General features: G+C 50.2%; 8 protein-coding genes. 5 read left to right on the top strand and 3 right to left on the bottom strand.

Annotated features, from left to right (window positions below; all coding sequences use genetic code 11):
* Window positions 1–95: 95 nt before the first annotated feature.
* Window positions 96–1709 carry an NAD(P)/FAD-dependent oxidoreductase gene (locus AC6R0L_RS08880; RefSeq protein WP_500628901.1) on the top strand — a complete coding sequence of 538 codons (1614 nt, stop codon included), beginning with the start codon at window positions 96–98 and terminating at the stop codon, window positions 1707–1709.
* Between the two features lie 82 nt (window positions 1710–1791).
* Here the strand turns inward: AC6R0L_RS08880 and AC6R0L_RS08875 are convergent, their stop codons facing one another.
* On the bottom strand, window positions 1792–3453 hold the full coding sequence (locus AC6R0L_RS08875; protein WP_500628900.1) for a methyl-accepting chemotaxis protein: 1662 nt from the start codon (window positions 3451–3453) through the stop codon (window positions 1792–1794).
* A 370-nt stretch (window positions 3454–3823) separates the two neighbouring features.
* Here AC6R0L_RS08875 and AC6R0L_RS08870 point away from each other — a divergent pair, with 370 nt between their 5' ends.
* Window positions 3824–4180, top strand: a complete 357-nt coding sequence (locus tag AC6R0L_RS08870; protein WP_334552909.1) for a YibL family ribosome-associated protein — start codon at window positions 3824–3826, stop codon at window positions 4178–4180.
* Window positions 4181–4300: 120 nt separating this feature from the next.
* On the opposite strand, the gene malT is transcribed toward AC6R0L_RS08870, so the two are convergent.
* Window positions 4301–7009 (bottom strand): HTH-type transcriptional regulator MalT, encoded by a 2709-nt coding sequence (malT, locus tag AC6R0L_RS08865; protein ID WP_500628899.1) that lies wholly within the window; start codon window positions 7007–7009, stop codon window positions 4301–4303.
* A 557-nt stretch (window positions 7010–7566) separates the two neighbouring features.
* On the opposite strand from malT, the gene AC6R0L_RS08860 reads away from it, so the two are divergent.
* From AC6R0L_RS08860 to glgB, 3 genes are all read left to right on the top strand, one after another.
* Window positions 7567–10020, top strand: coding sequence for a glycogen/starch/alpha-glucan phosphorylase (locus AC6R0L_RS08860; RefSeq protein WP_500628898.1), 2454 nt, complete (start codon window positions 7567–7569; stop codon window positions 10018–10020).
* 100 nt (window positions 10021–10120) lie between these two features.
* Window positions 10121–12301 (top strand): 4-alpha-glucanotransferase, encoded by a 2181-nt coding sequence (malQ, locus tag AC6R0L_RS08855; protein WP_500628897.1) that lies wholly within the window; start codon window positions 10121–10123, stop codon window positions 12299–12301.
* A 199-nt stretch (window positions 12302–12500) separates the two neighbouring features.
* Entirely contained in the window at window positions 12501–14684 is a 2184-nt protein-coding gene (gene glgB / locus AC6R0L_RS08850; RefSeq protein WP_500628896.1) for a 1,4-alpha-glucan branching protein GlgB, read from the top strand.
* A gap of 81 nt (window positions 14685–14765) precedes the next feature.
* Here glgB and AC6R0L_RS08845 read toward each other — a convergent pair whose 3' ends face one another.
* Complete coding sequence (locus tag AC6R0L_RS08845; protein WP_500626221.1) at window positions 14766–15206, bottom strand: acyl-CoA thioesterase; 441 nt, start codon at window positions 15204–15206, stop codon at window positions 14766–14768.
* Window positions 15207–15227: the final 21 nt, after the last annotated feature.

Genomic DNA, 15227 nt, shown 5'->3' with positions numbered 1-15227 from the left:
ATGACAGGCCAATCGAGTTGACGTAAAATGCGCGCCATTGTGAGCGGTGTGGGTAGACTGCGCCGCTAAGACACCATCCTAACTGAGATACTCGTATGATACGTTTAACTGAAATTAAACTTCCTTTGGATCACGAGGAAGGCGCTATTTTCGCGGCGATCGTGAAAAAACTGGCGATTCCCGCTGATCAGATCCTTTCCTTTAATGTCTTTAAACGTGGCTACGATGCTCGCAAAAAAACGCAAATCTTGCTGATTTATACGCTGGATGTTGAAGTGGCGGATCAAGCCGCGGTGCTTGAGGCGTTTGTCAGCGATCCGCACGTCAAAGAAACGCCGGATATGGAATACAAATTTGTCGCCAACGCACCGGCGGATCTGACCGAGCGCCCAGTGGTGATCGGTTTTGGCCCTTGCGGTTTATTTGCGGGTTTGATTCTGGCGCAAATGGGTTTCAAACCTATCATTGTTGAGCGAGGTAAAGAGGTGCGTGAGCGCACCAAAGATACCTTCGGTTTTTGGCGTAAACGCGCGCTGAACCCTGAATCGAACGTGCAGTTTGGTGAGGGCGGCGCAGGCACCTTCTCTGACGGTAAACTCTACAGTCAAATCAAAGATCCCAAACACTATGGTCGCAAAGTGATCAAAGAGTTTGTGGAAGCGGGCGCGCCAGAAGAGATCGCCTACGTGAGTAAGCCGCACATTGGCACGTTTAAGCTAGTAACCATGATTGAAAAGATGCGCGCGAAAATCATCGAACTCGGCGGTGAGATTCGTTTTAGCACGCGCGTTGATGATATCCACATTGATAATGGCCAGATCACCGGGTTAACGCTCTCCAATGGCGAACAAATTCAGTCTCGCTACGTGGTACTGGCCGTTGGTCACAGTGCCCGCGATACGTTTGAAATGCTCTATAAGCGCGGTGTGGAGATGGTGGCGAAACCTTTCTCGGTCGGTTTTCGTATCGAACACAAGCAATCGATGATCGATGAAGCACGTTTTGGTCCAAATGCCGGCAACCCTATTTTAGGCGCGGCAGATTACAAGTTGGTGCACCACTGTAAAAATGGTCGCACCGTTTACAGCTTCTGTATGTGTCCGGGTGGCACGGTGGTGGCCGCGACCTCAGAAGAGGGTCGCGTGGTCACCAACGGCATGAGCCAATATTCTCGTGCAGAGCGCAACGCCAACAGTGCGATTGTGGTAGGGATTACCCCAGAGCAAGACTATCCAGGCCACCCTTTAGCGGGGATTGAGTTCCAGCGTCAATTAGAGTCGGCGGCTTATGAGCTTGGCGGCGCGACCTATGATGCGCCGGCGCAAAAGATCGGTGATTTCCTTAAAGGCCGCGATCCGAGCGCACTGGGTGAGGTAGAACCCTCGTTCACTCCGGGCATTAAATTGACCGACTTGGCCAAAGCGCTACCGGATTTCGCGATTGAAGCGATTCGTGAAGCAATCCCTGCGTTTGACAAGAAAATCAAAGGCTTTGCGACGGAAGATGGGCTACTTACTGGTGTAGAAACTCGAACGTCGTCGCCGGTGTGTATCACACGGGGTAAAGATTACCAAAGTGTGAACCTAAAAGGTTTCTTCCCAGCTGGGGAAGGCGCGGGTTATGCGGGCGGAATTTTGTCTGCGGGCATTGATGGCATTAAGGTTGCGGAAGCGCTCGCCATTGCGATGACGCAGTCAGAGGCTTACTAAGCGCTCATCAAATGTGTCTACCTCACAACGGCATCCAATAAAAACGGCCCATCTTGCGATGGGCCGTTTTTTTGAGGGCAATTTACACCGTAAATCGGCTCACTAGCTGGTACAACTCGTTGGCGCGGCCATTGAGTTCATTACTGCCTTGGCGGTTTTCATTGGCCAGATCCGCAGATTGCGAGCTTTGGTCCGAAATCACCACGATGCGCTGCGATATCTCTTGACCGACAATGCTCTGCTCTTCGGTCGCGGTCGCAATCAGCGAGTTCATGTCCATAATGGTATCGATTGATTCCTGAATTTGGATCAACGCTTTGGTGGCCGCATTGGCTTCCTCAACAGTGGCTGAACCACGTTTTTGGCTCGATTCCATCGCGCGTACGGCGTCATCGGAAGCGGCTTTCAGTTTTTCAATCATACTGTGGATTTCACCGGTGCTGTCTTGGGTACGACTGGCCAGTTTACGTACTTCGTCGGCTACCACGGCGAAGCCTCGACCTTGTTCACCCGCACGCGCAGCCTCGATGGCGGCGTTCAAGGCCAACAAGTTGGTCTGCTCAGCGATGTCTTGAATCACTTCCAGCGATGAAGAGATATTCTGCACGTCGGCTTCTAGACGCGAAATCACCGACGCCGCTTGCATCACCTCTTCAGCCAGCGCTTCCACTGAGTTGGCGGCAGAGTTGACGATTTGACGCGCTTCTTTCGCGTTGTCGTCGGCTTCCTTGGCCGAGTTCGCCGCTTGGCTTGCGTTGTTGGAAATTTCAGACGCGGTTGTGGTCATTTCCGTCATTGCTGTTGCCACTTGTTCGGTCTCTTCACGTTGACCTGAAGCCAGTTCATCGACCTGCGTCGCTCGCTGAGTCATGTTATTGGTTTCAGCCAATACTTGCTGACCGACGTCGCTCACGCTGCGAATGATCTGTTGTAAGCTGGCAACGAACGCATTGAAGTTGGTACTGAGTTTTGCAAACTCAGGTACTTTGAATGCTTCCATACGTGCGGTCAGATCCGCTTCACCGCTGGCAAATGAGCTGATAGAGGCATCAAATTGTTCGATGGGTGACATGATGGTGCGGTTCACTGTGACAGCAAAAATCGCCACCAAAATGGCAATCACCAAGCAGAACAGGGCGATGGCAGACAAGGTGGTTTCAAGTGCTGAGGTGGTCGCCATCTCCATTTCAGCGACAATCGCATCGATGTCATCGGTGTAGAAACCCGTCCCGAGCATCAAATCCCACTGTGGGATAAAAATGGAAAAACTTAACTTCGGCAGTGCGACGGTGCCGCCTGGTTTAGGGAAGTAGTAGGTGGTGTAATCCCCGGTTTTGGCGTTTTTCAGCAAGTCTTGAACCAAGTAGTTGCCTTGCTGATCTTGTAGATTGTAAAAGTTGTCGCCAATGCCTTTATCGCTTTTCCCGACCACAACACGGATACCTTTGGAGTCATAACCAAAGATATAGCCTGAATCACCAAATTCGAGCTGTTTCAAGGTTGGGATCGCTTCTTCAAGCGAAGCGCCTTGGTCAAGAAACGGCTGGATCGCAGATTGCGCCATCTGCACGTAGTTTTTCAGCTCGGCTTTTTTCATGTTCATCATGTTCTCACGAGTAACCTCAATCTGTGTTTGATTGAGTTCTGTGGTTTTGATGTACGTAAAGCTAAGCATGCCCAGTGCTATAACGATAAGGGGTACAAGCGCTAATATGTATAGGCGGCTTTTGATTGTTAGACTCATACAAAACTTCCTGTTTATTATCATGCGGTTATCTAATGTAACCTAGCCGTTGTCATACCTTGGTTGTTATGAAAGTAGTGGTAGTCAACCAAAGGTTTATGAGTTAAGAGTAGCCTATATATCGACAGCACAATGTGACGCTGAATAGTTGTGTTACTGTTTTTTGAACAAATTGTGTGGAATATCACCGATTCTATCGCTGGTAGGAGCAGTTCTATCTTGTTGTAAATGCTTGTGATTTCATATGAAATCACAGTGACAGTACAGAGGTGGTTCGGGGTGAAAAAGTCGTGATTGAACGATAGCACTAGGTCGGGCTGTCTCACTATGCTACACTCGCCGCCCCCAAGTGCCAGCAGAGAACCACACCATGAGCTTAAAGCAAGAGATCCAGCAACTTCACAACCGTTTAGACAGCGCCAATCGTAAACTTGATGCAGCAAAAAGCCGTCAAGACGATGAGATGATCAGTAAATTTACTGATGACGTGGAGTCTTTGACCAAGAAGTTGAACTCTCTAAAAGGTAAGCAGAAGTACGACATGAACAAAGAGCGCAAAAGCTTGCTCGACATGCCGTTTTCTCGTGAAATTACCAAGGCTGAGCAAGCGGATCTCGGTAAGCTGAAAAAATCCGTTCGTGGCTTAGTGGTGGTGCACCCGATGACAAAACTCGGCAAAGAGCTGCGTTTGGAAGTGATGACAGGCTTCGCACCGAAATCATTCTAGCACATGGACAATGCCACAGTGCGCAATCCTGAGCTTCTGTGATATGAGGCTAGGCAGTGACAAGATGAAATGAAAAAGAGGTCGCCAATGTGGGCGACCTCTTTGCATTGGACGATAGGATCAGTAGCCCATCAATTGCAGCAGATTCTCTGCGGTTTTGACCGCTTCTTTGCGGTTGGCAATATTGAGCTTCTGATACAAGTTACGGATGTGGGTTTTGATGGTGGTGCCCGCCACATCGAGTTCTTGTGCAATTTGCTCATTACTAAAGCCCGAATAGATAAGCCCGAGCACTTGCCATTCACGTTGCGTCAATGGACTGGTGCGCACCAATTCAGGAATGTTCGGGTGATTGACCAACTTCTCGACAAACTCCTCATCAAAATGAACTGAACGGCTGCGCTGCGTGGTGGAAATATCTTTCAGCAGTTGCTGCGCGCGGTGACGTTCAAGGTCACCAAGCTCTTGCTTGGTGTTGAGTTTATTAAGGATGTGACCAATTTTGGCGCCATCCACCAAGAAGTTACCCAGCATTCCCGTTTGATTGGTGAGTTTTAGGGCTTCTTTGAGCAATTGACGCGCTTTCTCTTCATCTTGTTTGGAAATCGCCAATACCGCTTGGACAATCAGATTACGGTTGGTGTCGGTCAGTAAGTGCTTGTCTGCCGCTTCTTGCTGAATGAACTCGAGCGTTTGCTGCGCGTCTTCGTATTGCTCCAAATTGATCTGCGCTCGTGCAATATTACGCCATTGCAACTGAGTAAAGTGGTTGCTGGCGGTTTCTGGTCTCACGGCGGTATCGAGCCACTGCTTCATTGAGTCAAGATCGCCGCGTGCTTGCCAAAACAGAATCAACGACAGTGATGCGTTTGCGGTCCAATCGACGTGATAGGTTGATTGTTTGAGTAGATGCAAAATATGGTCGATGTATTTCGCGGCTCGGTCGAGCTCGCCACGGCCAATTGCAATGCGAGCCAACATCGAGTAGCTATGTAAGTGCTTACTTGGGCTCTGTTTGCCCAGTACATCGATGCCTTTGAACGCGCAGTCTTCGGCTTCGTCCAAACGGTTCCAACACCAGAGGATTTGCGCGCGTACTCGCAGCAAAAATTCATGCATCGGCACTTGATGCAGTTGTTGCTCTTCAATCAGTTTGAAGGCGTTGTCTTGCACTTCGTATGCTGCTTGCACATAGCCTTGTGCGATCAAAATCTCGCTTTGTTGTAACATCGCCCACAGCGCCTGATGATAGACCTGATACTGGCGAGCCAGTTTCTCTGTTTGCTGCATCATAGGCAACGCGCGGCTGAGACGGCCAAGGACGTGATTGACCTCGCCGACGACCGAGGTCGCAACAATGCGGCTTCGATAGACCGTGCTGTCAACTTGGCTCAGTGCCAGCTCAGCCAGTTCCAGCGCTTTTTCTGGTTGGTTCTGGTTGATGGCGACTTGCGCGCGCAGGGCGTTGAACTCGCCTTGCTCTTTGCTGCTGAGTACCACGTTGAACTGGCGCATTTGCTCATCGGCTTTGGCAAGCAAGTCACCGACATCGTTGTAGCGGTGCTGACTCTGAGCAAGCCACGCTTGCAACATACACAATTTCGGTTCGCTGTAGAGCTGCTCCGGCGATAACGAATCAATGGCCTGCTCTAGGGCTTTAAGTTCACCACCATTGAACATTTTCCAGCCAAACTGGCTCAAAATATCGGCGATCAGTTGGCTGTCTTTGGCTTCTTGCGCGTGTTTGAGTGCCTCATGGGGCGAGGATTGTTTGAGCCAAGCGCGCGCGGCGACTTGGTGCAGCTCTTGCTCTTTTTGCGGCATACGCGCTGAGCGCTCATGTGCAAGAAACTCGGCAAATAGATTGTGGAAGCGATACCAGTTTTGCTCACCTTCAAGCGGGTGGATAAACAACCCATAGCGGTTGAGCGACTCAATCATACTGAGGGCGTCATCACGCTGAGTCAGCGCCGCCACCATGCTGTCGTTGAAGTGATCCAGCACCGAGCATTGCAGTAAGAACTGACGTGTCTCTTGGTCGAGCAGATCAAACACTTCTTCAACCAAATAATCCCACAGATGCGCGTGATTAAATTGCGAAAAAGACTCAGCCGATTGCGCCAACGTGCGATTTTGACCTTGCGCTTGAAGGGCGATCAACTGCAGGGCCGATGGCCAACCTTCGACGTAGTTGCGCAGGTTGTCTGCCGTGGCATCATCAATGCCATCGGCGATGCGCTGGTTGAAGAAACGGGTGGTCTCTTCCGTATCGAACGCCAGTAACTCGTCACCGATCTCAATCATCAGATCGCGCACACGTAAGTTGGCCGTGCCCAGTGGCGGCGCGGCGCGACTGGTGACGACTAATGTCAGGTTGTCGGGCATGTGCTTGAGGAAAAAGCGCATCGCCTCGTGGATCTCATCGTCAGAAATGAGGTGGTAGTCATCAAGGACCACATAACACTCGTTAAAATACTCGGACATCTCCGCAAATACTTCACTGAACAAGGAGTGAAGTGAGGAAAATTGACGCTTTTCGGCCAATTTTTGTGAATTCGGGCAAGCCTGGTTGGTCGCTTTGTTTAGGGCTTGCAGCAGGTAGTTCATGAAGCGGAACGGGTCATTATCGCTTTCATCGATGCTGTACCAGCCGACATTAGGTTTGTCGGCGAGCCACTGGGCGGCCATGGTGGTTTTGCCGTATCCGGCAGGCGAGCGAAAAAGCACCAGTTTGTAGCAGGGTGCTTGCTGAAGTAAATCAAGAACTCTTGGGCGTACGATGGCGTTGTGTAAACGGCCAGGACGCGTGAGTTTCGAAGGAATCCACATCTTCTCATCCTTATCTTATTGTCAGTGAACGTGTCAGCGAGCACGACGTCAAGATGGGTTGTTTCTTGTTCGATTTTTTGTTGTTGAGTGGGATGTTACTTAAGAGTTGGGGGGATTGTTATGTGAGGAGAGCGACTTTTTCGCATATTTCACATTTTGCGCGTGTCTACGCCCCTATTTTGTGATTTGAGTCACGTTAATCTGTTCGGTAAAACTTGTCTCAACTCATGCTTTGCACGAGAAATCGTGTAATTTGCACTCAGGATGAAAACATTCTGTGATTCACGCTGCATATTTTTCATTTGCCAGTTTTTGATTTCGACGAAGTTTCATACACCTTAGGTAAGGTCGTTTAGGGTCATGGTGTGATCTTAATCAACAGAGTCCAGTTCACTCATCGGTTTATTGCGAGTTGGATCACTGCTTGTTGTGAATTACGCCCTCTACGCCCTGACTCCTCCTCCTAAATCGCTACCGAAGTAGGAGGATGTTTTGCAAGACAGAGCATTGCACGATATGTCTCAGATGGATTGAAACCGATAAGTGAGATTTCTCTAATGAAACCTACTCAACAGAAAAAATTTGATAAAGCCAGCTTTCAAGCTGACGTTAAAATGCACCTTTCTGCGACCTACGCGAAAACCGTAGACACCGCAACTCCGCGTGAATGGTACCTTGCTATGGGTAAAGCCCTGGCAGAGATCACAACGCTGGATCTTTTGAAAACCGAGCAAGACCCACGCATCAAGAACGCGAAAAGCGTCAACTATTTATCTCTTGAATTTCTTATCGGTCGTTTGACCGGTAACAACCTAATCAGCTTAGGTCTCTACGAGCAGATCACAGATGCAATGGCCGAACTGGGCCAAAACCTGACCGACTTGTTGGAAGAAGAGCGCGACCCGTCTCTGGGTAACGGTGGTCTAGGTCGTTTGGCGGCGTGTTTTATGGATTCTTGTGCAGCGCAAGAGTTCCCAACCGTTGGTTACGGTTTGCACTACGAATACGGTCTGTTCAAGCAATCTTTTGTTGACGGACGTCAACAAGAAGCGCCGGATGCTTGGCGTGGTGTCGAAGGCTACCCGTGGGAAGTCGCGCGCCCAGAATTAGCGCAAGAAATTGGCTTCTACGGCAGCGTTGAAGTGAATTACGAGAACGGCAAAGAAGTACGCAAATGGGTACCGGGCATGAGCGTGAAAGCGATGCCTTGGGACTTACCGATTGTCGGTTATGAATCTGACACGGTATACCCGCTGCGTTTGTGGGAATGTCAGGCGATTGCGCCATTCTCATTGGCAAGTTTCAACAACGGCGATTACTTCGAAGCGCAGCACGCGCTGATTGACGCCGGCAACATTACTAAAGTGCTGTACCCGAATGACAACCATGAGAAAGGCAAAACACTGCGTTTGATGCAGCAGTACTTCCACTCAGCAGCATCGGTACGTGACATTTTACGTCGTCACGAAGCAGCGGGTTTTGCACTTGCGGATCTTCCAAAGCAAGAAACGATTCAGCTTAACGATACGCACCCAACGATTGCTATCCCTGAATTGATGCGCATTTTGCTCGATGAAAAAGGGCTATCTTGGGATAAAGCGTGGGAAATCAGTTCGCAAACCTTCGCGTACACCAACCACACACTACTACCAGAAGCATTGGAAACGTGGCCAGAGTCTTTGATTCAACGTCTGCTACCACGTCATATGGAGATCATTTTTGAGATCAACCATCGCTTCCTACAAGAAGTGCGCGCAATGTGGCCGGGTGATGGTGAGAAACAAGCGAAGCTGTCGATCATCGAAGAAGGCTTCAACCGTATGGTTCGCATGGCAAACCTGTGTGTGATCGGTTCTTACGCGGTGAACGGTGTAGCGGCGCTGCACTCAGAGTTGGTGAAAAAAGATCTCTTCCCAGAGTTCCACGCGATGTTCCCAACGCGTCTGCACAATGTGACCAATGGTATTACGCCTCGTCGTTGGCTGAAGTTCTGTAACCCAGGTTTATCCGCGCTGATCACTGACAAAATCGGCAGTGAATGGCCAGCGAAGCTTGAGCAGCTTGAAGGTATCGCGAAATACGCTGATGACGCCGAGTTCCAACAAGCGTTTATGGCGGTGAAGAAAGAGAACAAAGAGCGCTTGGCTAAGTGGGTATCAGACAACATGGGCATCGAGCTCGATACCAACGCGATTTTCGATGTGCAAATCAAACGTCTGCACGAGTACAAGCGTCAGCACCTTGATTTGCTGCACATCTTGTCTCTCTACCACCGCATCATTAATGAGCCGGGTTTTGAGTGTACGCCGCGCGTCTGCTTCTTCGCGGCAAAAGCGGCGCCGGGTTACCACTTAGCGAAAGAGATCATCTTCGCAGTGAACAAGATTGCAGAGAAGATCAACAACGACCCACGCATTGGCAACAAGCTGAAAGTCGTCTTCATCCCTGACTACCGCGTGAGCATGGCAGAGATCATCATCCCAGCGGCGGACGTGTCTCAGCAAATCTCGTTGGCCGGTAAAGAAGCGTCCGGTACGGGTAACATGAAGATGGCACTCAACGGTGCGCTGACTATCGGTACTATGGATGGGGCAAACGTTGAAATCCGTGAAGAAGTCGGCGACGACAACATCTACATCTTTGGTCTTGAAGTCGACGAAGTGGTTGCACTGAAGAAAGCTGGCTACAACCCATACGATTACTACCACGCAGACCCACTGCTCAAAGCGTCACTGGATCTACTGGCGGGTGAAGAGTTCACGCCGGGTCAACCGGGCCTACTGCGCGCGACCTATGACAGCCTACTCGACGGCGGTGACCCGTACCTCTGTCTAGCGGACTTCGCGTCTTACGTAGAAGCGCACGAGGCGATGGGCAAACAGTACCTAGACCAAGCGGGCTGGGCGAAGAAAGCCATCTTGAACACGGCGCTGGTCGGTAAGTTTACCTCCGACCGCTCGATTCGAGATTACGTCAATAATATTTGGAAGTTGGAAGCGGTTAAACGCTAAAACGACTCAAAAAGCCAAGGCGTTCGCGCCTTGGCTCAATTCTTTATAACGATTTAATAACCCTACATTTGAAGGTATAAGCAGTCCTTCGGAGAGAGCGATGAAACATCACAATGCATTAAAACAAGTCGCTGAAATGGCTAGAATTGCCGACAGCTACGTGAGCGCGTGGGGAGATGAGGCAAAAGTGGAAGAGGCCACCATTCTCCACTTACTAAACTCTTTAGGCTATGACACAACCAACGACGAGACTCTTCTTAAGTCCGCAGAGCGTAAACACAAGAAAGATGTGTTGGACCCTGTGACTGTGGTGCGCGATGGCGACCCATTTGAAGTGGCTTTGAATCTAGGCGTGAGCGCACGTGAAAGTGAGTTCAGTTGGCGTTTGGATACTGAGCAAGGAGAGGTACTTGAAGGCTATCTTCAATCGCAAATCGTGCGAGATGAGCGCAGTGAGGGTGGCCCTTTAGTGTTTGCCTTACCGAACGATCTAGCGTGGGGTTACCATAAACTCACGATCGTTCGTAAGCGTCGTAAAGCCCCGTATGAGGCGACCTTAATTGTGACGCCAAGCGCGTGTTACAAGCAAGATTCGATTCTATCGGGCAAGAAGATGTGGGGCCCGAGTGTTCAGCTCTACACACTGCGTACCCAACACAACTGGGGAATGGGTGACTTTGGCGATCTAAAACAGCTGGTGGCCGATATTGCCTCGCGCGGTGGTGATTTTGTGGGTCTTAACCCTATTCACTCCTTGTTCCCAGCCAACCCTGAGGGGGCAAGTCCTTACAGCCCTTCATCTCGCCGCTGGTTGAACATCCTATACATCGATGTGAGCTCGGTGCCTGAGTTTGCGCTCAGTGTTGAGGCGCAGCAGCAAGTGGGCAGTGCTCAGTTCCAGCAACGCCTGCAAAAAGCGCGCGAGTCTCACTGGGTAAACTACAGCGAAGTCGCGGAGCTCAAACTGAGCGTGTTACCGCTGCTGTTTGCGGAATTTAAAAAGCGCCATCTCGATAAGAACACCGAGCGCGCTCAGCAGTTCTTATCGTTTGTCGAAGAGGGTGGAGACAGCCTACTTCACCAAGCCGCGTTTGATGCCTTGCACAGTGAACTGCACGCCAAAGACAGTAACGTCTGGGGCTGGCCGGTGTTCCCTGAGCAGTATCGCCACTTTGATAACAGCGCGGTGCAAACCTTCATCAAGCAGAATCAAGACAAAGTCCATTTGTACATGTATCTGCAGTGGGTCGCGGACACACAGATTAACGAAGCGCAGGCTCTAGCAGAAGAAAAAGGCATGTCGGTGGGGCTATACCGCGACTTGGCCGTCGGTGTGGCCGATTCAGGTGCAGAAACCTGGGCCGACAATGGCAACCTGATCTTAGATGCCAGCATTGGTGCGCCGCCGGATGTACTAGGGCCGCTTGGTCAAAACTGGGGCTTACCACCGCTCAATCCACAAGTGTTGCAAGCAACGGGGTATGACGCTTTCGTTAAGCTTCTGCGTGCCAATATGAAGCATTGTGGCGCTTTGCGTATTGACCACGTACTTGGGCTGCTGCGCCTGTGGTGGATCCCTAAGGGTGAGAACGCAACGAAAGGGGCGTACATCTACTACCCTGTCCAAGATATGTTGGCGATCCTTGCGCTCGAATCACATCGTCATCAATGCAGTGTGATTGGTGAAGACTTAGGTACGGTGCCGGACGAAATCGTTGAGTTGCTGCGCGATGCGGGCGTGCACTCATACAAAGTATTCTTCTTCGAAACTTCAGAAGAGGATGGCGGCTTTATCTCACCTAAGCACTACGCTGAGCAGTCAATGTCTGCGTTGTGTACTCATGACATGCCGACGCTTCGCGGTTTCTGGCACTGTGATGATTTGAAACTGGGTAAAGAGTTGGGTTTGTATCCGAACGAAGCGCAGCTACAAGGTCTGTTTGCGGATCGTTTGGAGTGCAAACAAGGGATTTTAGACTCGGTCGCATGGCACGGTTATCTGCCTGAAGGCGTTGGTCGAGATGCGCAGTACGTACCGATGGATTCTTACCTAGCCGAAGCGTTGCAACTGCATGTCGCTGCGGGTTCTTCGACTCTGCTCAGCGTGCAGCTGGAAGATTGGTTAGAGATGGACAAACCGGTTAACATTCCAGGAACCGTGAACGAATACCCGAACTGGCGTCGTAAATTATCAATGAATCTCGATGAAGTATTCGCCAATGATGGGGTAAACCGTATCGCTCGTAAACTTACGGAAGTACGTGCTAAGGTGAGTAAGTAAGGACTTGCTTAAGTTACGTAAAAAAGTATCGAATGCGTCACTCTATGTAAGGTAGCAATTCGGTAAACTTTCATTAAGCTATCTAAGCCCGCATTATTCCCGCGGGCTTTGTTTATATTAGTGGTACCCCCAGCTAATAATGGGATGATTGATACCAATGATACTTGCAGTCGGAAGGTTAGGTTAGGGAGAGAATAACTTGAAAAAAGTGACCAAGATTGACAAAAAAACACAAAAATATAACCAACTTTCTCACGCTCAATTTGCAGACCCATTTTCATTTCTAGGGCCGTTTATTGAGGATAAAACGTCAAGTTTGCGCGTTTGGATGCCGGGAGCCGATAAAGTCGAGTTAGTGATTGATGGTGAACCGCGCATTGAGTTGCAGCGAGAAGAAGATTCAGGCTTTGTATTAACCGAGGCTAAAGATTTGCGCTTTACCCACTACCAACTCGTGGTCGATTGGCAGGGGACAGAGCAATGGGTGGATGATCCATACCAATATCACACCATTTACGCAGAATACGAGGAACTGCATACCCCCAAGCAGATGTATCACCACATGGGCGCTCAGTTTGTCACCCTAGAGCGTGACGGCAAGTCCATCTCAGGGACGCGTTTTCTTGTTTATGCACCGCACGCATCTGCGTGCAGTTTGGTCGGTGAGTTCAACCAGTGGGATGGCCGCCGTCATCCTATGCAGCGCTTAGATTACGGTATTTGGGGCTTGTTTGTGCCTAATCTACCTGAAGGCACCAGCTACAAGTTTGAACTCAAAGGGCCCAATGGCGAAGGCTTACCGCACAAAGCCGATCCGTGGGGCGCGTACGCAGAGCAATATCCCTCTTTTGCGTCCGTCACCTACGATCACTCTCGCTATGAGTGGCAAGACAGTGAGTGGCAGCAGCGCCCTGTTACGCAAAAACGCAATGAAGCGCTGTCATTTTATGAGTTGCATGCCGGTTCTTGGCGCCGAGATGAAAACGGTGATTTCCTTAATTACCGAGAACTCGCCGATCAGCTAGTCCCTTACCTTGTTGATATGGGTTACACCCACGTTGAATTGATGCCCGTCTCCGAGCACCCATTCTATGGCTCTTGGGGTTATCAACCGGTCGGTCTGTTTGCGCCAACCAGCCGTTTTGGCTCGCCCGATGATTTCAAATATTTTGTTGAGCAGTGTCACCTTGCAGGTCTAGGTGTGGTGCTTGACTGGGTGCCCGCCCATTTCCCTTCTGACGATCATGGTCTGGCGAATTTTGATGGTACGCCTCTTTACCACGATCCAGATCCGCGTCGCGGTTGGCACCAAGATTGGAACTCGTTCATTTACGATTTGGGTCGCGAGCATGTCCGTCGTTTCTTGGTCTCCAACGCCTTGTACTGGTTTGAGCAATTCCATATTGATGGTATCCGCGTTGATGCGGTAGCCTCGATGCTTTACCTTGATTATTCGCGCAGTCACGATCAGTGGATTCCGAACGTCGATGGTGGCAACGAAAACTACGATGCTATCGCGACGCTGAAATGGATGAACGAAGAAGTCTACAAACACTTCCCGAACGCCATGACCATCGCGGAAGAGTCGACGGCGTTTCCGGGCGTCTCAGCACCGACCTTTCTGGGTGGACTCGGCTTTGGTTTTAAGTGGAACATGGGTTGGATGCACGATTCGCTCTCTTACATTCAACAAGACCCTGTGCACCGCAAATACCATCACAACACCATTACCTTCCCGTTGATTTACGCGCACAGTGAAAACTACGTGCTGTCGCTGTCTCACGACGAGGTCGTGTACGGCAAAGGTTCAATCCACAACAAAATGCCCGGTGATGAGTGGCAGCAAACCGCAAACCTCCGTGCCTACCTAGGGTACATGTACGGTCAGCCTGGTAAGAAACTCAATTTTATGGGCGCAGAGTTTGGTCAGACCGGTGAGTGGAATCATGATGATCAACTGCAATGGTTCTTGCTCGATTTTGAGCGCCATCAAGGGGTACAAGCTCTGACGCGTGACCTCAACTTGCTTTATAAGCATGAAGCGGCGATGCATGAGTGGGATTGTGAGCCAAAAGGCTTCGAATGGCGCTTGCAAGATGCGGCGGACGCCTCCATTTTGGCGCACGAACGCTTAAGTGAAAACGGCGAGCGAATCTTGGTGGTGACGAACTTTACACCAGTGCCGCATGAGCGATTCCGTTTGGGCGTGCCAATCAAGGGTGAGTATGCGTTGTTGCTCAACACCGACGATGATAAGTACCACGGAAGTGGCTTTGAGGTGAAAAGCAAATTGAAGACAGAGAAGGTCAGCAGCGAAGGGTTGGATCACTCACTTCTTCTAAGTTTGCCGCCGCTTTCGACGGTGTTCTACAAACTGCAGTAACGTCGATAAACGGTGATTCGTTGAATTCACCGTAATTGGTGTTATTGATCTTGCCCGCCTTTATGGCGGGCTTTTTGCCGTTTATGGGGCGGGATGCGATTCTTGTGTGGCGAGAATCAACTGCGCAACATGACTTGGCAAGGTAGCCTTGGTGTTGTGTTTGAAGTCGAACATTACGCAGGTGGCGCGTCCGGTGGTGGTAATTTTACCCAGTTTTTTGCTCACGATTTGGTATTCCATCGTAAAGCGGTCTTGTTGGAGGTCGATGACGCGCGAGCCTACCAACAGTGTGTCCGGGTAAGTGACGGGCAGTTTATAGCGACACTGTGTCTCACTCAGTACGGGCCCAACCTGGGTTTTTTGGATGTTCACGAGCAAGTCAATCTTGGCAAAATACTCCAATCGCGCTGTTTCAAAGTAGCGAAAATAGACCGCATTGTTGACGTGTTGCAAGGCATCCATCTCTCCCCATGCGACGGGAATTTCAGTGATGACAGGAAAATCGTTCAACAGATCACTCATAGGGTTCTCTTAATTTTTATT

The organism is Vibrio sp. R15-SG3-ISO1A (genome assembly GCF_059833955.1).
This window is presented reverse-complemented; position numbering and strand designations above follow the sequence as displayed.